This is a genomic window from Cellulomonas jepli, assembly GCF_047229345.1.
Classification (GTDB): domain Bacteria; phylum Actinomycetota; class Actinomycetes; order Actinomycetales; family Cellulomonadaceae; genus Cellulomonas_A.
This window is the reverse complement of sequence record NZ_JBFTER010000037.1, coordinates 1-19,209: the sequence shown is the minus strand read 5'-3', so window position 1 is coordinate 19,209 and position 19,209 is coordinate 1. Positions and strand designations below refer to the sequence as shown.

The following is a 19,209-nucleotide window of genomic DNA, read 5'->3' as shown; positions in this document are numbered from 1 at the left end:
CGGGGGCCGCGCTCGTCGTGCGGTGCGCTCAGGCCTTCGACGCGTCGCCCGTCCCGGCCGGGTCGGACGCCGGCGAGCCGGCCGAGGTCAGCGCCGAGGACGCGCCGGGCGGGTTCTCGTCCGCGCGGCCGTGCGACGTCACCGCGGCGGCGTCGGGACCACCGGTGTCGGCCGCGTGCTCGGGCGAGGACTCCCGCTTCGTCGCGGCGTTGTCGGCCTCGACCCCGCCCGCCTTGGGCTTCGGCGGGGCGGCGGCGGCCTTGAACTCCGCGCGCGGGTCCTGCAGCGCGCCGAGCGCGACGACCTCGCGGCGCAGCAGCAGCGAGCCGGTCCACCCGGCCATGATGCGGATCTTCCGGTTCACCGTCGGCATCGCGAACACGTGGTACGTGCGGTGCAGGACCCACGCCGGGAAGCCGCGGACCTTGATCCGGCCGAACATCTGCGCGACGCCCTTGTACATGCCGAGCGACGCGACGGCGCCGACGTTGCGGTGCTTGTACTCGGTGACGGGCGCCGAGTTGAGGACGCGCGCGAGGTTGTCACCGAGGTGGTTGCCCTCGCGCAGCGCGTGCTGGGCGTTCGGCGGGCAGAACTTGCCGGGGTTGTACAGGTCGGGCACCGCGGCGCAGTCGCCCGCGGCGTACGCGTCGGCGACCACGTTGCCGTCCTCGTCGGCCACCTGGAGCGTCGGCAGGCAGATGACGCGGCCCATTTTGTCCAGCGGGAGGTCCGAGTTCTGCAGCACCGGGTTGGCCTTGACGCCCGCGGTCCACACGATGGTCTCGGAGTCGAACTCGACACCGCTCGAGAGCACGACGTGGCCGTCGACGCACGAGCTGAGGAACGTCGAGAGGTGGATCTCGATGTCGCGCTTGCGGAGCTGCTCGAGCGTGTAGCCGCCCAGCTCCTCGCTGACCTCGGGGAGGATGCGCGGCGAGCCCTCGACGAGCACGAACCGCAGCTCCTCCTGCTCGATCGCGCCGTAGTACCGGACGGCCGCACGGGCCATGTCCTCGACCTCGGCGAGCGCCTCGACCCCGGCGAAGCCGCCGCCGACGAACGTGAACGTCAGCATCTTCTTGCGCAGGTCCGGGTCCCAGGTGCTCGACGCGAGGTCGATGCGCCCGAGCACGTGGTTGCGGACCGCGATGGCCTCCTCGACGTTCTTGAAGCCGATGGCCATGTCCGCGAGCCCGGGGATGGGCAGCGTGCGGGCGACCGAGCCGAGGCCGACGACGAGGTGGTCGTACGTGATCCAGTACGAGTCGCCCTCGGCAGGGGTGATCTGCACGGTGCGGTCCGCGTGCCGGATCTCGGTGACCTTGCCCTGCAGCACGTCGACGTGCTTGAACGCGCGGCGGTGCGGTGCGACGACGTTGCGCGGGTCGATGCTGCCGGCCGCGGCCTCGGGCAGGAACGGCGCGTACGTCATGTAGGGGCGCGGGTCGACGACGACGATGGCCGCCTCACGCTTGCCGAGCCGCTTGCGCAGCCGGCGGGCCGCGTACAGACCGACGGTGCCGCCGCCGAGGACGACGACGCGGGGGACCTTGCGAGGCTTCCCGCGCTGCCCCGTGTGGGCGCTGTCGGGGCCTGTGCGAGGCCCGCTGTCCACCGTGGTCGACGCATCGTGAGACATGGAATCACGGTAACGCCGCCCGTTGGCGTCAGCGAGCGCGCGGCCCGTGATCCTGGGCACAGCGCCCCTCGCGCGCGACCGCTCCGGACGTTCGCCGAGCGGGCGCGTCACCGCGCGTCGAGGCCCCGGCGGGCGACCGAGCCCTGCGTCAGGGCTGCGGGCGCTCCGTCGCGAGGGTGGGGTCGGCCGCGGTCCCGGCGGGCGCCTCGGCCACGTCGTCCCCCGTGCCGGTGCCGGGCGTCGTCGGCGGCGACGGCTCCGGGGTCGACCGCGCCGCGGTGTCCGGGGCGACGTCACCGGTGCCGGGCAGCACGAGGGACGGCGCCTTGGCGAAGGGCAGCGGCGGGGTGCGGCTCCCACCGACGAGCACGTGCCCCTCGTCGTCGTCCCACTCGAACTCGCTGATCGGAGCCCCGGTGAGCGGGTAGACGTTCCAGCGCTGGCGCCCGTCGACGTCCGGGACCGGCACGAACGACCACGGCTCGCGCACGCCGGGCAGCGCCCACTCGGACTGGCCGTCGTCGAAGGTGGTGCGCACCGCCCGGCCGCGGTCGTCGTAGACCTGGACGTCGCGGAGCGGGTTGCCCTGCGCGTCGTAGACGAAGAGGTTGCTGACCGGCATGCCGTCGACCACGACGCCGTCCTGCGGCACGGTCGCACCCGGCAGCGTCTGCGTCTCGTAGACGACGTGGACGCGCTCGGTGTCCGCGCTCACGGTGCCGACCACCGGGAGGACGGCGAGCACGGCGACGACCGTCGCCGCCCCGCGGACCCACCGGCCCGTCGCACCGGGCTGCCACAGCCCCCGCCCCCACTGCACGCTCACGACGGTCAGGGCGGCGAGCGCGACCCAGCCGCCGAACGACCGCGGCATCCACACGAGCTCCGACCCGGTGAGGATCCCGCGCAGCACCTGGTAGAGCACCCAGGCGCGGGCGAACCACGCGAGCGGCCGCACGCTGCGGGCGAACTCGTCGAACGGGTCCCACCACGGCTGCGGGCGCAGCACCGCGAGCGCACGGTCGGCCTGCTCGCGCGCGAACCGCCCGGGGCCCTCGAGCGCCTGGCGCACGGCACCGACCGGCGCGCCCGGCTCGGGCAGTCCTGCGGACGTGCGCAGCTCGGCGGCGTACGCCCGCGGGTCGCCGAACCGCGCGACGAGGTCGTGCTCGGCGGCCCCGACCCCGGCTCCGTGCGCGTCGTGGTCGGCGAGCGCGTCGGCGAGGTCCGCCTCGAGGCCGTCGGTCAGGTCCTCGACCTGCTCGGACGAGAGGCCCGCGAGGTGGCGGCGCACCGCCGCCGCGTAGCCCGCCACGTCGGCCGCGTGGGTCCCCGTGCTGGTGCTCATCGCACACCCTCCGTCGTGAGCAGGCGCGACATCGTCCGCGCGAACTCGTGCCAGTCCTTGCGCTGCGCGTCGAGCATCGCCCGGCCCTGGGCGTTGATGCCGTAGTACTTGCGGTGCGGGCCCTCGTCGCTCGGCACGACGTAGGACGTCAGCGCGCCCGACGAGTAGAGCCGGCGCAGCGTCCCGTACACCGAGGCGTCGCCGACCTCCTCGAGCCCCGCGGCGCGCAGCCGGCGGACGACGTCGTACCCGTAGCCGTCCTCCTCGGCGACCACGGCGAGCACGGCGACGTCGAGGACCCCCTTGAGCAGCTGTGTCGTGTCCATCGCCGTCCTCCCCGGTCGCGAGGCGGGCGTTCCTCCGCTCCCGCAGTCGGCACACTACTCCAGAGTGCGCGGTACTGGCCACGACGTGATACCTCGGGCGTGTCGGGACAGGACCGGGACCCGGGCCGGGCCGGTCGCGCCTCCCGGGCGGACCGGCCCGCGCGGCTCAGCGCTCGGCGGCGCTCCAGGCGATGCCGTCGAGGATGTCGTGCTCGGAGGTCACGACGTGCGTGAGCTCTCCCCCGGCCGCCACCACGTCGTCGCGCACACGGGCGACCACGTCGTGCCACACGAGCGCACCGGCGCCGATCACGTCGACCCGCCCCGGGTGCATGAAGCCGAGCGCCGCGCGCGACGCCCGGTCGCGCGCGAGCAGGTCGTCGCACGCCGCGAGGACCTGCTCGACCGGCAGGACCGACCCGTCGATCCGTGCCGGGTCGTACGCGGGCAGGCCGAGCGCGTGCGCGGTCACCGTCGTCACCGAGCCGGCCAGGCCGACGAGGGTCACGGCCTTGCCGAGCGGCACGACACCCGCCGCGACGTCGAGCGCGGCCGCGACGTCGGCCCGCGCCGCCGCGACCTGGGCGTCCGTCGGGGGGTCGCCGAGCAGGTGGCGCTCGGTCAGCCGGACGCAGCCCACGTCCATCGAGTAGGCGGCCTCCGGCGCACCCGTGCCGAGCACGAGCTCGGTCGAGCCGCCGCCGAGGTCGACGACGAGGAACGGCCCCGGGTGCCGGCCCGCGAGCACCCCCGTCGCACCGCGGAACGACAGGGCCGCCTCCTCCTCGCCCTCGACGACCTCCGGCTCGACGCCCAGCGCGTCGCGCACGCCGTCCACGAAGTCCGCACGGTTCTCCGCGTCCCGCGAGGCCGACGTCGCCACGAAGCGGATCCGCTCGACCCCGAGCTCGTCGCACACCGCGCCGTAGCGCCGGGCGGCGTCGAGCGTGCGGGCGAGCGCCTCAGGGGCGATCCGGCCCGTGCGGTCGACGCCCTGCCCGAGGCGGACGACCTCCATGCGGCGGTCGAGGTCCACGAGGGTCCCCGCCTCGACGTCGACGTCCGCGACGAGCAGTCGGATCGAGTTGGTCCCGCAGTCGATGGCAGCCACACGCGTCATGGCGGCATCCTCGCACCCGGCGCCGCCGAGCGCCGCGCCCGCTCAGCAGGTGCAGCGGTCCGGGCGCCACGCGTCGCGCAGCAGCACGAGCACCTCGTCGCCCACCGGGTTGACCCCCGGGCCGGCCGCCAGCGCGTGCCCGACGAGGACGTGCAGGCACTTCACGCGGGTCGGCATGCCACCCGCGGAGACGCCCGCGATCTCGGGGACCTCGCCGAGCGCCTCCCGGTCGCGCAGGTAGGCCTCGTGCGCGCCGCGGTAGGCGCGCGCGAGCACGTCGTCCTCCGCGAGGCGCGCCGTCAGCTCCTTCATCAGGCCGCTCGCCTCGAGCGTCGACACCGCCGCGACCGCGGGCGGGCACGTCAGGTAGTACGTCGTCGGGAACGGCGTGCCGTCGTCGAGGCGCGGCGCGGTCCGCACGACGAGCGGGCGCCCGCACACGCAGCGCGCGGCGATGCCGACGACCCCGCGCGGCGGGCGGCCGAGCTGCTCGGCGAGCACCGCGACGTCGGCCTCGGACACCTCGGGCGCGCCGGTGCGCGCACGCGGGACCTCCGCGACGGGGGGCGGGACGTCGCTCGGGTCGACGGTGCCGACGACGGGGTTCTCGCTCACGGGACGTCCGTTCGGGCTCGCCCCCGCACGCGGCGAGGGTCGGTGGTCAGGGGGTCGGGGCCGGCTCGTCACCGGCCGGCGCCTGCTCATTGTCCCCCGGCGCGGGCTGCGTCCCGTCCGCCTCCGGCTCGAGCGCGGCCTCGCCGGCGATCCGCACCGAGTCCCAGACCACCGAGTACCAGGGCTGCGTCGAGTCGTCGCCCAGCACCGGCCCGCTGCCCTGGGCCGCGATCTCCGGGGCCGTCGGCTCGGGCACGACCTCCGGGTCGCGCACGCGGTAGGCCGTCTCGCCGGGCAGCACGAACGCGAGCCGGTCGCGCGCCTGGGCGATCACGTACTGGTCGTCGTCCCACCGCGCGAGGTCGGCCTCGAGGTCCTCGTTGCGCTGCCGCGCCTCGGCGACCTTGAGGTGCAGCTGCTCGAGCTCGACGCGCTGCGCGAGGTAGGAGCGCAGGGTCGGGAACACGAGGACGAACGCGAGCAGGCTCACGACGCCCAGCACCATGACGCGCACCGTGAACAGGCGCGGGACGCGCACCTGGACGCTCTCGGTGCGGGGCACCCCGCGGGGCGGCGTCGACGCACCGCGCGACGCGGGACGCGCGGAGGACGGGCGGGTCGCGGCACGCGGCGCGACCGGCGTCGCCCCGGTCCGGGGCACGGGCGGGCGTCCGCTCACGACGCGGTTCGCCCCGGTGCGCGAGCCGCTCGGGCGGGACGCGGCTCCCCCCGCCCGCGGACCGGCGCCCTTGCCCGGGCTCGGCGAGGCAGGGCGGCGCGGGGACATGCGTCGATTGTGCCCCGGGGCGGGCCGCACGCACCGCAGGCGGGCCGCTCGCCGTGTCCGTCACCCGTCCGTGGGAGCCGGGCCGGCGCCGGACGCGCCGGGTCCGGGCACGCCAGGTCCGGGCACCCCAGGTCCGGGCACGCCGGAGGCCGGCGACCACGTGGGTCGCCGGCCTCCGGGTGCCGCGGCGTCAGGCGCTCACGCGCTCCGGCGCCTCAGGCGCAGGGCTCAGGCCTGCTTCCAGCGCGGGAACGCGCTCGCGCCGGCGTAGCGGCCGGCGTCGTCCAGCTCCTCCTCGATGCGGAGCAGCTGGTTGTACTTGTTGATCCGCTCGCCGCGCGCCGGGGCGCCCGTCTTGATCTGGCCGGCGTTCGTCGCGACGGACAGGTCGGCGATCGTGGTGTCCTCGGTCTCGCCGGAGCGGTGCGAGGTCATCGTCGTGAAGCCGTTGCGCTGCGCGAGCGTCACGGCGTCGAGCGTCTCCGTGAGCGTGCCGATCTGGTTGAGCTTGACCAGCAGCGAGTTCGCCGAGCGGAGCTCGATGCCCTTGGCCAGACGCGTCGGGTTGGTGACGAACAGGTCGTCGCCGACGATCTGCACCTTGTCGCCGACCTCGCGCATGAGCTGCGCCCAGGCGTCCCACTCGTCCTCGGACAGCGGGTCCTCGATCGAGACCAGCGGGTAGTCCGAGACGAGCTGCTTGTAGTACGCGATGATCTCGTCGGTGCCGGTCGCCTTGCCCTCGAACTGGTAGGCGCCGTCCTTGAAGAACTCGGTCGCGGCGACGTCGAGCGCGAGGCCGACGTCCTTGCCCGGGACGAAGCCGGCCTTCTCGATGGCCGTGATGATCAGGTCGAGCGCCGCGCGGTTGCTCGACAGGTTCGGCGCGAAGCCGCCCTCGTCGCCGAGGCCCGTCGCGAGGCCCTCGCTCTTGAGCACCGACTTGAGCGAGTGGTAGATCTCCGTGCCGGTGCGCAGCGCCTCACGGAACGTGCCCTGGCCGATGGGCGCGACCATGAACTCCTGGATGTCGACGTTGGAGTCGGCGTGCGACCCACCGTTGAGGATGTTCATCATCGGGACCGGCAGGACGTGCGCGTTCGGGCCGCCGACGTAGCGGAAGAGCGGCAGGTCGACCGAGTCGGCCGCGGCCTTGGCGACCGCGAGCGAGACGCCGAGGATCGCGTTGGCGCCGAGCTTGCCCTTGTTGGGCGTGCCGTCCAGGTCGATGAGGGCCTGGTCGACGAGACGCTGCTCGGTGGCCTCGAAGCCGATGAGCTCGGGCGCGATGTCGTCGATCACGGCGTTGACCGCGTCCTCGACACCCTTGCCCAGGTAGCGGTCCTTGACGCCGTCACGGCGCTCGACGGCCTCGAACGCCCCGGTGGACGCACCCGAGGGCACGGCAGCGCGGGCGATGGTGCCGTCGTCGAGAGCGACCTCGACCTCGACAGTGGGGTTGCCGCGAGAATCCAGGATCTCGCGGGCGCCGACGGCCTCGATGCTGGCCATGGGTGCTCCTTCGACAGACGGGTGGGTTTGCTCCCTCAGCCTAGTGCCGTCCTGACGGGCCCGTGGTGGGACCTTTGACAGGTGGACACCCACCGGGTCAGCCGACGTACGACTTGACCCCCGCGAGAACCTGCGCGAGGCCCTTCTTGGCGTCCGCGAGCAGCATGCTGGTCTTCGGGTCGCCGTAGAGCTCGTTGTCGAGCCCCGCGTACCCGTGCCCGAGCGAGCGCTTGATCACGACGATCGAGCGGGCGTGGTCGACGTCGAGGATCGGCATCCCCGAGATGGCGTTGCCCGGCCGGCGCGCCGCCGGGTTGGTGACGTCGTTCGCGCCCACGACGAGCGCGACGTCGGCGGTCTCGAACTCCGGGTTGACCTCGTCCATCTCGAGCAGCTGAGGGTAGGGCACGTCGGCCTCCGCGAGCAGCACGTTCATGTGCCCGGGCATGCGCCCCGCGACCGGGTGCACCGCGTAGTACACGGTGATGCCGCGGTCGGTGAGGAGCTGGCCGAGCTCGCCGCACTCGCGCTGGGCCTGGGCGGCGGCGAGGCCGTAGCCCGGGACGATGATGACCTTGCGCGCGTACGCGAGCTGGATCGCGACGTCCTCGGCGCCGACCCGTCGGACCTCGAGGCCCTCCGGCCCGGCCGCCGCGTCGCCGCCCGCGACCGCGTCCCCCGTGCCGAACCCGCCGACCATGATCGAGAGCACCGAGCGGTTCATCGCCTCGGCCATCTGCTGCGTGAGGATCGCGCCGCTCGCCCCGACCAGGGCACCGGCGATGATCATGATCTGGTTGTCGACCACGAAGCCCGCCATCGCGACGGCGAGCCCCGTGAACGCGTTGAGCAGCGAGACGACGACGGGCATGTCCGCGCCGCCGATCGGCAGCACCATGAGCACCCCGAAGGCGAGCGCCGCGAGCACGACGACCCACAGCAGCCACGCGCTGGGGCTCACGACGACCATGACGCCGCCGACGACGGCCACGGCGGCCGACGCGACGCTCGCGAGCCGGGAGCCGGGGAACGCGACGGGCGCACCGGAGACCCAGCCCTGGAGCTTCCCGGCCGCGACGAGCGACCCGGAGAACGTCACCGCGCCGATGAGCACGTCGAGCACGACCGGCACCGAGACGCCCGCGGTCAGCGCGCCGTCGCCGTGCAGCCGCTGGAAGTCGACGATCGCGACGACCGCCGCGGCCCCGCCACCGACCGCGTTGAACACCGAGACGAGCTGCGGCATCGCGGTCATCTGCACGCGGCGGGCGCCCACGAGCCCGGCGAGCGAGCCGACGACCGCCCCGGCCAGCAGCGCCGCACCGGCGAGCGGGACGACCCCGCCGTGCTCACCGTCGCCCGCGAGCAGCAGGACGACGGTCGCGAGCACGGCCGCAGCCATGCCCGACGCCGAGAGCAGGTTGCCGCGCCGCGCCGTCGCCGGGGAGCGCATGAGGTGCAGGCCGAGCACGAACGTCACGGCCGCGCCCAGGTAGACGACCCGCACGACCGTGTCCAGCAGGGGAAGGGCCTCGCCGCTCATCGCGCCGCTCCGTCCTCGGTCGAGGCGGCGTCCGCCGCAGCGGGGGCCGGCCTGGGGCGGGCCCTGAACATCTCGAGCATCCGGTCGGTCACGACGTACCCGCCGACCACGTTCATCGCGGCGAACGCAGCGGCGACGAACGTCAGGACGTATGCGAGCGGGTCGTCGGCGACGGCCGCGACGAGGATCGCCCCGACGAGCACGACGCCGTGGATGGAGTTCGCGCCGGACATCATCGGCGTGTGCAGCGTCGCGGGGATCTTGCTGATGACCTCGAAGCCGACGAGCAGCGCGAGGACGAACAGGGCCAGGTTGCTGAGCAGCTCGGCGCTCATCTCACTCCCCTTCCGGGAGGGTCGCGGGGGCGTCCGCCGGCGCGTCGGTGGAGGTCGGGACGGGGGTCTGCGTCGCGGCCGGGACGTCGACGGGCTCCGCGGGCCGGACCCAGACGGCGCCCACGACCTCGTCCTGCGCGTCGAGCGCGAGCGCGCCGTCCCGCACCACCGCGGCGAGCAGCGCGGTGACGTTGCGCGCGTACGCCGCGGACGCGCCGGTCGGCATCTGCGCGGGCAGGTCGCCCGCCCCGATCACGGTGACCCCGCCGTCGGTCAGGACCCGCTGCCCGGGCACAGAGCCGTCGACGTTGCCGCCGAGCGGCCCCGACGCGAGGTCGACGACGACCGAGCCGGGCCTCATGGCCGCGAGCGTCTCGGCGGTGACGAGCACGGGCGGGCGCCCGCCGGGCACCTGCGCCGTCGTGATCACCACGTCGAACGTGCGGATCTGCTGGCCGAGCTCGGCCTGTTGGAGCGCCTGCTCCTCGGGGGTCAGCGCGCGGGCGTAACCCCCCTCGCCCGCACCGGCCGTCACGGAGGTGCGCAGGAAGCCGGCCCCGAGCGACGTGACCTCCTCGCGGGCCGCGGGCCGCACGTCGTAGCCGCTGACCTGCGCACCGAGGCGGCGCGCCGTCCCGATCGCCTGCAGGCCGGCCACGCCGGCGCCGAGCACGAGGACCGTCGCGGGCCGCGCGGTCCCGGCGGCCGTGATCATCATCGGCAGGTACCGGCCGAACGCCTCGGCGGCGACGAGCGCCGCGCGGTAGCCCGCGACCGACGCCTGCGAGCTGAGCGCGTCCATGGTCTGCGCCCGCGAGAGCGTCCGCGGGAGCAGGTCGAGCGAGAGCACGACGACCCCGCGCGCGGCCAGCGCGTCGAGCCCGGCACGCGCCTCGCCGCGGGCGTCGAGCAGCCCGATCAGCACCTGCCCGCGTCGCAGCCGGTCGAGCACCGCCGGCTCGGGACGGCGTGCCGCGAGGACGACGTCGGCCGCGGCGAGCACGGCGTCGAGCGCGTCGACCTTGGCACCCGCGGCGACGTACGCGTCGTCGGGGTGGAACGCCCGCGCGCCCGCGCCGGACTCGAGGAGGACCTCGTAGCCGTCCGCGACGAGCCGGGTCACGACCTCGGGGACGAGTGCGACGCGTTGCTCCCCCGCCGCGCGCTCCACGAGCGCCGCCACCGTCAGTGCCGTCGTCATGCGCCCTCGCTCTCAACCGTGCGGGCCGCGCACCTGTGCGCCGACGGCCCGGCTGCCGTCCCCCTACGGTGACATCGTGGCGTGCTGCGCGTCGCGCGACCCCGGACCTCCGTCCTGGGAAAGCGTCTTCCTACTGCTCGGCGGAAGAGCGCTCGATCTGCTGCACCTGCTGCTCGACCGCCCGCACCGCCGCGCGCAGCGCCGACTCCGCGTCGACGCCGAGCTCGTCGGCGGTCGCGACGAGCTCGAGCAGCCGTCGCCCCACCTCGGCCTCCTGCCAGCCGGCGGAGGCAGGGTCCGCGGGCGACGTGACCTGGGCCTCGGCGCGCCAGCCGGTGGCCGCCGCACCCCCGAGCTCGAGGCCCGCGCGGCGGGCCCGGCCGAGCACCTTCTGTCCCCGGGCGAGCGCACCGAGCGCGAGCGGGACGCCCTCGAGCACCGACGACCGCTGCTTCTCCGCCTGCTTGATCCGGTCCCACTGCACGTGCAGGTCGCCGGTCCCCGCGGCCGCGCCGGCTCCGTCGTCGGCCACTGCTCCCTCGCCGGCCGGCGCCGTCCCGGCGTCGGGCACCGTCGCACCCGCGCCGTCGGTCCCGAACACGTGCGGGTGCCGCCGGACGAGCTTCGCGGTGATCCCGCGCGCGACGTCGTCCAGGTCGAACGGCTCGGTCGGGTGCTCCTGCGCGAGGCGCGCGTGGAAGACGACCTGGAGCAGCAGGTCGCCGAGCTCCTCGCGCAGGTCCGCGCGGTCGCCGGCCTCGACCGCCTCGGCGACCTCGTAGGCCTCCTCGAGGGCGTACGGCACGAGGCTCGCGTGGGTCTGCTGCGCGTCCCACGGGCACCCGCCCGGCGACCGGAGGCGGTCCATCGTCGCGACGAGCTCGCGCACCCCGTCCCCGGTCCGGTCCGCGCCCGCGGCGGTCACTCGACCGCGGTCTCGTCGTCGCTCGTCACGAGCCACGGCCGCTCGACCGCGACGAGCTCGTTGCTCTCGTCGACGGCCCCGAACCGCGGGCTGACCTCGACGTCGAGCTCGCCGAGCTCGAGCTGCAGGTCGGGGACGAGCGTCTGCGCGTCGGGGAGCGCCGTGAGCTGCTCCCAGACGAGCAGGTACCGCGAGACGGCGACCGCCGGTTCACCGAACTCCTCCGTGGTCGCCACCTCGAGCTGGGCCGCCGCGTCGGTGAGCTGCGCGCGCGCCGCCTGGTCGGACACCGCGACGCCGTGCTCCTGCGCGAACGCGCGGATCGTCGGCTCCTGGACGAGCACCGCGAGCACGTTCTGGGACGTCGCGCCCTCGAAGAACGGCGCGAGCTGCTCGACGGCGGTGTGCACGTCCTCGACCGGGATCACGCGGCCGTCGACGACCGCCGCGGCCCCCGGCTGCCCGGCGCACCCCGTGAGGGCAGCCGCGGCCACGAGCCCCAGGACCGCGCCCGTGCGCAGCCGTGCACGCCGGCGGGTGCCGGGCCGCCGGCCTGCGTGCTCGTCCGGAACCGTCGTCACCGTCGTCACCCTGGGACCTCCCGCGTCGTCGCTCGTGGATCGGGGCCCATCGTAGGCGTACGGCTCACGTCCGGGCCGACGCCGCCCGCCGCTCGTCGGCAGCGAGGCCCGGGTGCACGCGCACGCAGTCCCGGCCGCCGTGCTTGGCGTCGTAGAGGGCGGAGTCCGCCGCGTCGACGAGCATGTCGGGAGCCGCGGTCGGGGACCGGGTCGCCGCGACGCCGATGCTGACCGTGCGCGCGCGGGCGGCACCGTCCGCCGCGCACGCGGGCGGCTCGGCGCACCGCGCGCGGACCGTCTCGGCGACGGCCGCCGCGGCCGCGGTGCCGGCGCCGGGCAGCACGACGAGGAACTCCTCGCCGCCCCAGCGCCCGACGAGGGCGTCCTCGGGCGTGACCTCGCACAGCAGCCGCGCCAGGGACACCAGCACCTCGTCGCCCGCACGGTGGCCCCACCGGTCGTTGACCTGCTTGAAGTGGTCGACGTCGACCATGAGCACCGCGACCGGTGCGCCGTGCGCGTGCGACGCGGCCATCGCGTCGGCGAGGCCGACCATGAGGCGGCGGCGGTTCAGCAGCCCCGTCAGCGGGTCGCGCGACGCCTGCTCGGCGAGGTCGGCGCGGAGCACCTCGATCGTGCGGAGCTGCTCCCCCAGGCGCTCGTTCGCCGCCGCGAGCTCGCGGCGCTGCTCGTTGGCCTCCGTGACGTCCCGCCCCACGAGCACCACCCCGAGGTCCACCCCGCGGTTGTCCACGAGCCGCGAGGAGCTGAGCTGGAGCTCGACCGTCCGGTCGTGGCCCTGGACGACGCGGTTCACGTCCCCGCCGCCGGAGAGCAGGTCGCTCACGTCGAAGCCCCCGAGCGCCGACGAGGCGGACGACCCGAGCAGCGTCGCCGGGCCGCCGGGGTTCATCGACCGCACGAACCGGTCCGCCGCCGGGTTGACGTCGAGGATGCGTCCGTCCGGGCTGATGACGATGACGTACTCGCCGATGCGGTCCACCACCAGGGCGCGCGCCACCGGGGCGAACGCGATGAGGTCCTGCCGGAAGATCGCCCAGGCCATGATCGCGCCGGTCGCGGCGAACCCGAGGGGGGTCGGCTGCGTGAGGCCCGGGAGGGCGCCGACGACGCTCAGCACGTTCACGGCCATCGGCACGAGCGACGCGAGCAGAACGCTGAGGTACTGGCGGCGGAAGACCTGCGGCGCCTTCCACCAGCCGACCGCGAGCGTGACCGTGCCCGCCAGCAGCAGCCCGTAGCTGTACGCGGTGTGCACCCAGAACGCCGGCCCGTGCTCCCAGAGCAGCGGCGTCGCGAGCTCGTGCGCGCCGGGCCCGTGGTAGAGCAGGCGGTGCCACGGGTTCGTCGCGGCGACCGCGGTCACGAGCACGGGCTCGATCGCGAGGAGCGCGAGCAGCCGCCGGCTCGGCGACCAGTCGCCGACCGCCACGCTGCGGGCGAGGACCGTGAAGGCGAGCACCAGGAAGCCGATGCCCGGGTAGACGGCGAGGCTCGACACCGCGGTCACGACCTCGGAGGCGCCCCCGGCCTGGAGCGCCGCGACCACCGACCACCAGCCGGCACCGACGGCGACCGCCGCGAGCGACGTCGCCGTCACCACCCGCCCGACGCGGTTGCGCCAGGCGTAGACCGCGACGGCGGTGCACAGGATCGCCGACGCGGCGTACACGGACGCGACGAGCGGACCCATACCGACCTTCCCGGGACTGCGCGGCCCGGCGGGCCCCGTCGACCTGCCCCATCGGCAGCCGGACCCGAAAGGCAAGCCGTCGGCCGACCGTACGGTCAGGATCGTCCGTCCGGGGGTCTGCTCAGGCCCCGGCGACCTCGTCGGCCTCGTCGCCCTCGTCCGCCGGGTCGAGCCGCACGGGCCGGGCAGGAGCGCGCGAGCCGTCGCCCGGCGGGGGTGCGCGCCGGACGAGGTTGCGTCCGTGGTCCTTCGCCTCGTACAGCGCCCGGTCGGCGGCCAGGAGCAGGTCCGTGACCGTCCCGCCGCTGACCGGGTAGGCCGCGACCCCGGCGCTGAGCGTGCACCGCACGACGCGTTCGCCGCTGCCGAGCGGCTCCGCCTCGCACCGGCGCCGCAGCGTCTCCGCGAGCACCGCCCCCTCGGTCAGGTCCGCCCCCGGCACGACGACGACGAACTCCTCGCCGCCCCAGCGCGCCGCGAGCGCGCCCACGGGCACGCACTCGCGCAGCCGCTGCGCCATCGCGATGAGCACCGCGTCCCCCGTGAGGTGACCGTGCTCGTCGTTCACGCGCTTGAACCGGTCGAGGTCCAGCACCACGACGGCGAGCGCGTCCCCGGAGCCGGCGGCCTCGTCGAGCATCGGGCCGAAGCGCTCCATCAGGTGACGCCGGTTGTGCAGGTCGGTGAGCGGGTCGCGCACCGCCTGCTCGGCGAGGTCGCTGCGGAGCCGCTCGATCGTCGCGAGCTGCTCGACGAGCCGGGCCCGCTGCGCGTTGACCTCGGTCACGTCGCGCGCGACGAGCACCGTGCCGATCTCGCGTCCCCGACCGTCGACGAGCGGCGACGCGCGCACCTCGAGGTCGACGGGCGTCCCGGCGACGAGCAGCGTGAGGTGCGCGGGCTCGTCCTCCGCGGCGACGAGCCGGCCGTCGGCGTCGAACAGGCCCCAGCACGACATGACGACCCGCGCGGGCATCCCGATGAGCTGGGTGGTGCCGAGCCGCGGGCCGGCGGTCGCGACGAGCAGCTTGAGCGCCGCCGGGTTCGCGTCGATCAGGCGCCCGTCCGGGCTGAGCGCGATCACGGGGTCGCTGATCCGCTCGATGAGCACGTCGCGCGCGACGGGCGCGAAGGCGATGAAGTCCTGCCGGAACATCGCGTTCCCGATGACTCCCGCGGTGACCGCGAAGCCGAGCGGCGTCGGGTCGCCCAGGTCGCCGAACGCGCCGGTGAGGTTGACGACGTTGACGAGGACCGGCACGACGGAGGCGAGGAGCAGGTGCCAGCGCTGGCGACGGAACGCGGGCGGGGCCGTCCACCAGCCGCGCGCGACGAACACGAGGCCCGCCGCGATGAGGACGTAGGAGTACAGCGCGTGCACCCAGAACAGCGGCGCCCGCTCCCACAGCATCGGGTCGCCGAGCGTCGCGGCCTCGTGGCCCGAGTAGAAGAGCTCGTGCCACGGGTTCGTCGCGGCGACCACGGTCACGAGGACGGGCTCGACGCTCAGGCCCGCGAGCACCGCCCGGCTCGGGGCCCACCCCGTCCCCGTCGCGCTGCGGCCGAGGCACGCGAACGCCCCGACGGCGACGGCGACGCCGGGGAACGACGCGAGCGCGGCGACGGACTGCACGCGCGGGTCGAACGGTCCGACGCTCACGGCGTCCGCGACGCTCCACCACGCGCCGGCGACGGCCAGCACCCCGAGCGACGTCGCCGTCACGGTGCGCGGGCCGCGGCGCCGGAACGCGCCGACCGCGACCACGACGAAGACCGCCGCGGCGGCCAGGTAGACGAGCATGTGCACGACCGGGCTCACCTGCCTGCACACCCCCTCGCCCCCGCGTGAGCGCTCACGCGCGCTCAGGCCGCGCGCGACGGCGACCTGGGTGGCCGGGCGAGCAGCTCGTCGTCCGCGGCGCCCCCGGCGGAGGCACGCGCGGTCAGTGGTGCGATGGCTTCACACCGGTGTCCAGGTCATCGTCGCACCTCGCCCGCGGGTTGTGCGTCCGGCGATCGGGGGAGCCTCAGCGCCTCGCGCCGGTGCCCACCGTGGCCGCTGCGGACACGTCGCCGAGGACCACGGCGTCGATGAGCTGGCGCGCCCACGCGAGCAGCGCCTCGCCGTGCAGCGGCTTGCCGCCGATGCGGGCCGTCGTCGGGAACGGCACGAGGATCGTGCGGATCGCCGGCTTGAGCACCGTGCCCGGGTAGAGCCGCTTGAGCCGCATCTGCGCCGACTCCGGCAGCTCGACGGGCGCGAAGCGCACGAACTTCCCCTGCGCGGTCACGTCGCTCAGCCCGGCCGCCCGCACCCGGGTCCGGAACGCCGCGACGTCGAACAGGTTGTTCACGGCGTCGGGCACGGGGCCGTAGCGGTCCACGAGCTCCGCGCGGACCTCCGCGAGCGCCGCCTCGTCGACCGCGGCCGCGATCTTGCGGTACGCCTCGAGGCGCAGGCGCTCGTGCGCGATGTAGTCGTGCGGCAGGTGCGCGTCGACGGGCAGCTCGATCGTGACGTCCGGCAGCTCCTCCTCGACCTCGCCGCGGAAGCCCGCGACCGCCTCGCCGACCATGCGGATGTAGAGGTCGAAGCCCACGCCCTCGATGTGCCCGGACTGCTCGCCGCCGAGCAGGTTGCCCGCACCGCGGATCTCGAGGTCCTTCATCGCGATCGCCATGCCAGCGCCGAGGTCGGTGTTCGCGGCCATGGTCGCGAGCCGGTCGTGCGCGGTCTCGGTGAGCGGGCGCTCGGGCGGGTACAGGAAGTAGGCGTACGCCCGCTCGCGCCCGCGGCCCACGCGCCCGCGCAGCTGGTGGAGCTGCGAGAGCCCGAGCAGGTCGGCGCGCTCGAGGATGAGGGTGTTCGCGTTGGAGATGTCGAGACCCGTCTCGACGATCGTCGTGCAGACGAGCACGTCGAACTTCTTCTCCCAGAAGTCGACGATGACCTGCTCGAGCTGGTGCTCGGGCATCTTGCCGTGCCCGACGGCGATCCGGGCCTCCGGCACGAGCTCGTTGAGGCGCGACGCGACGCGCTCGATCGACTCGACGCGGTTGTGCACGTAGAAGACCTGGCCCTCGCGCAGCAGCTCGCGCCGGATCGCCGCGGTGATCTGCTTCTCGTCGTACCCGCCGACGAAGGTGAGCACCGGGTGGCGCTCCTCGGGCGGCGTCGCGAGCGTCGACATCTCGCGGATGCCCGTGACCGCCATCTCGAGCGTGCGCGGGATCGGGGTCGCGCTCATCGCGAGCACGTCGACGTTGGTCCGCAGCGCCTTGAGCGTCTCCTTGTGCTCGACGCCGAACCGCTGCTCCTCGTCGACGATCACGAGCCCGAGGTCCTTGAACCGGACCTCCCCCGTGATGAGCCGGTGCGTGCCGATGACGACGTCGATGCTGCCGTCGGCGAGCCCGTCGACGATGGCCTTGCTCTCCGCGGCGGTCTGGAAGCGCGAGAGGGCCTTCACGACGACCGGGAACGCCGAGTACCGCTCGGTGAACGTGTCGAGGTGCTGCTGCACGAGCAGCGTCGTCGGCACGAGCACCGCGACCTGCTTGCCGTCCTGCACGGCCTTGAAGGCCGCGCGCACGGCGATCTCGGTCTTGCCGTACCCGACGTCGCCGCACACGAGGCGGTCCATCGGGACGGGCTTCTCCATGTCGGCCTTGACCTCGTCGATCGTGGCGAGCTGGTCGGGGGTCTCGACGTACGCGAACGCGTCCTCGAGCTCGCGCTGCCACGGGGTGTCCGGCGCGAACGCGTGCCCGGGCGTCGCCATGCGCGCCGAGTACAGGCGGATGAGCTCGGCGGCGATCTCCTTGACGGCCTTGCGCGCACGGCCCTTGGTCTTGGCCCAGTCGCCGCCGCCCATCTTGTTCAGGCTCGGCGCCTCGCCACCGACGTACTTGGTCACCTGGTCGAGCTGGTCCGTCGGCACGAACAGCCGGTCCCCCGGCTGCCCCCGCTTGCTCGACTGGTACTCGATGACCATGTACTCACGCGTCGCGGCCGTCGCCCCCGAGCCGATCGTGCGCTGCACGAGCTCGACGAAGCGCCCGACCCCGTGCTGCTCGTGCACGACGTGGTCGCCGGGGCGCAGCTGCAGCGGGTCGACGGTGTTGCGCCGGCGGGACGGCATCTTGCGCATGTCGCGCGTCGAGGTGCCGGTGCGGCCGGTGAGGTCCGACTCGGAGAACACCGCGAGCCGCAGCGCCTCGGCGACGAACCCGGGGCCGACGGGTGCGGGCACGACGAGCACGACCCCGCCCTCGGGCGGCTCGGCGATCGTCGGCACGAGCCGCGCGGGCACGTCGGCGGCCTTGAGCTGCTCGGTCATCCGCTGCGCGGGGCCGTGGCCCTCGGTCGCGAGCACGAGGTGCCAGCCGGCCTGCTGGAGCGCGCGCACGTCGGCGACCGCACGGTCCACCTCGCCGCGGTACCGCTCGACGTCGCGCGCCGCGACGACGAGCGTCTCGCCGGCGCCGGTCAGCACGTCGCCGGTCGCGTGGTCGTCCGTGAGGCCCGCCCGCTCGATGCGGTTCCCGGTCTCCTCGGCGCGCGCGACCCCCTCGGCGTCGAGCGTGAACGGGCTGAGCGTCCACCAGCCGAGCCCGCGCACCGCCGCGAGCGCCCGCACCTCGGCGAACGAGGCGAACGACGCCGCGGACAGGTCGAGCGGCGTCGCCCCGCCCGCCGCGGCCGAGGTCCACGCCGCCTGGAGGAACTCCTCGGTCGTGGCCACGAGGTCGTGCGCGCGCCGCCGGACCCGCTCGGGGTCGACGAGCACGAGGAGCGCGTCGTCGGGCACCAGGTCCAGCACGGGGACCATCCGCTCGACGAGCGCCGGCGCGAGGGACTCCATGCCCTCGACGGCGATGCCGTCCGCGAGCTTCTCGAGCATTTCCGCGGCGCCCGGCAGGCGGTCCATCAGCGCGATCGCGCGGCCCCGCACGTCGTCCGTCAGCAGGATCTCCCGGCACGGCGGCGCCCAGAGCCCGTGCGAGGCGATCTCGAGGCTGCGCTGGTCCGCGACGGAGAACCACCGGATCTCCTCGACGTCCTCGCCCCAGAACTCGATGCGCAGCGGGTGGTCCTCCGTGGGCGGGAACACGTCGAGGATCCCGCCGCGCACCGCGAACTCGCCGCGCTTCTCGACCATGTCGACGCGCGCGTACGCCGCGCCGACGAGCCGGTCCGCGAGCTCGGCGAGGTCCGCCCGGTCCCCCACCGCGAGCGCGACGGGCTCGAGCTCCCCGAGACCGTCGACGACGGGCTGCAGCAGCGCCCGCACCGGCACCACGAGGACGCGGATCGGGCCCGTGAGGCCGTCGTCGTCGCTCGGGTGCGCGAGCCGGCGGAAGACCGCGAGCCGGCGCGCGACCGTGTCGCTGCGGGGCGAGAGCCGCTCGTGCGGGAGCGTCTCCCACGCGGGCAGCACCGCGACCGCGTCGTCGGGCAGGTAGCAGCGCAGCGAGGCGGCGAGCTCGTCGGCGTCGCGCCCCGTCGCCGTGACGACCACGAGCGGCCGCCCCGCAGCCTTCGCGGACGGCCCCGCGC

General features: G+C 74.9%; 15 protein-coding genes. All 15 read right to left on the bottom strand.

Translation table 11 applies throughout. From position 1 onward, the window contains the following. Positions 1–28: 28 nt before the first annotated feature. On the bottom strand, positions 29–1,642 hold the full coding sequence (locus AB6N24_RS10670; RefSeq protein WP_412869385.1) for an NAD(P)/FAD-dependent oxidoreductase: 1,614 nt from the start codon (positions 1,640–1,642) through the stop codon (positions 29–31). A 148-nt stretch (positions 1,643–1,790) separates the two neighbouring features. Further along, positions 1,791–2,990, bottom strand: a complete 1,200-nt coding sequence (locus AB6N24_RS10665; RefSeq protein WP_412869384.1) for an HAAS signaling domain-containing protein — start codon at positions 2,988–2,990, stop codon at positions 1,791–1,793. Continuing rightward, on the bottom strand, positions 2,987–3,316 hold the full coding sequence (locus AB6N24_RS10660; RefSeq protein WP_258724040.1) for a PadR family transcriptional regulator: 330 nt from the start codon (positions 3,314–3,316) through the stop codon (positions 2,987–2,989). Before AB6N24_RS10660 ends, AB6N24_RS10665 begins: the two co-directional genes overlap by 4 nt. Before the next feature lie 166 nt (positions 3,317–3,482). Further along, positions 3,483–4,436, bottom strand: a complete 954-nt coding sequence (locus AB6N24_RS10655) for a Ppx/GppA phosphatase family protein (RefSeq protein ID WP_412869383.1) — start codon at positions 4,434–4,436, stop codon at positions 3,483–3,485. A gap of 42 nt (positions 4,437–4,478) precedes the next feature. Beyond that, the gene (locus tag AB6N24_RS10650; RefSeq protein ID WP_412869382.1) at positions 4,479–5,051 is read right to left on the bottom strand and encodes a DUF501 domain-containing protein; all 573 of its coding nucleotides are present in this window, start codon (positions 5,049–5,051) and stop codon (positions 4,479–4,481) included. Between the two features lie 46 nt (positions 5,052–5,097). Continuing rightward, a complete protein-coding gene (locus tag AB6N24_RS10645; protein WP_412869381.1) occupies positions 5,098–5,613 on the bottom strand; it encodes an FtsB family cell division protein in 516 nt (171 codons plus the stop codon). A gap of 453 nt (positions 5,614–6,066) precedes the next feature. Next, complete coding sequence (eno, locus tag AB6N24_RS10640) at positions 6,067–7,350, bottom strand: phosphopyruvate hydratase (protein WP_258724043.1); 1,284 nt, start codon at positions 7,348–7,350, stop codon at positions 6,067–6,069. Positions 7,351–7,447: 97 nt separating this feature from the next. After that, a complete protein-coding gene (locus AB6N24_RS10635; protein ID WP_412869380.1) occupies positions 7,448–8,893 on the bottom strand; it encodes an NAD(P)(+) transhydrogenase (Re/Si-specific) subunit beta in 1,446 nt (481 codons plus the stop codon). Then, entirely contained in the window at positions 8,890–9,228 is a 339-nt protein-coding gene (locus AB6N24_RS10630) for an NAD(P) transhydrogenase subunit alpha part 2 (protein ID WP_412869379.1), read from the bottom strand. The genes AB6N24_RS10635 and AB6N24_RS10630 overlap by 4 nt, the downstream gene beginning before the upstream one ends. 1 nt (position 9,229) lies before the next feature. Further along, positions 9,230–10,429, bottom strand: a complete 1,200-nt coding sequence (locus tag AB6N24_RS10625; protein ID WP_412869378.1) for an NAD(P) transhydrogenase subunit alpha — start codon at positions 10,427–10,429, stop codon at positions 9,230–9,232. A gap of 130 nt (positions 10,430–10,559) precedes the next feature. Beyond that, positions 10,560–11,354 (bottom strand): MazG nucleotide pyrophosphohydrolase domain-containing protein, encoded by a 795-nt coding sequence (locus AB6N24_RS10620; RefSeq protein WP_412869377.1) that lies wholly within the window; start codon positions 11,352–11,354, stop codon positions 10,560–10,562. After that, entirely contained in the window at positions 11,351–11,935 is a 585-nt protein-coding gene (locus AB6N24_RS10615) for a SurA N-terminal domain-containing protein (protein ID WP_412869376.1), read from the bottom strand. Before AB6N24_RS10615 ends, AB6N24_RS10620 begins: the two co-directional genes overlap by 4 nt. A 64-nt stretch (positions 11,936–11,999) precedes the next feature. Next, on the bottom strand, positions 12,000–13,649 hold the full coding sequence (locus AB6N24_RS10610) for a histidine kinase N-terminal 7TM domain-containing protein (RefSeq protein ID WP_412869375.1): 1,650 nt from the start codon (positions 13,647–13,649) through the stop codon (positions 12,000–12,002). Positions 13,650–13,770: 121 nt separating this feature from the next. Continuing rightward, positions 13,771–15,468: a histidine kinase N-terminal 7TM domain-containing diguanylate cyclase gene (locus AB6N24_RS10605; RefSeq protein WP_412869374.1), complete on the bottom strand. Its 1,698-nt coding sequence runs from the start codon at positions 15,466–15,468 to the stop codon at positions 13,771–13,773. Positions 15,469–15,676: 208 nt separating this feature from the next. Then, the coding region (gene mfd, locus AB6N24_RS10600) for a transcription-repair coupling factor (protein ID WP_412869373.1) at positions 15,677–19,209 on the bottom strand (3,533 nt) is incomplete at its 5' end.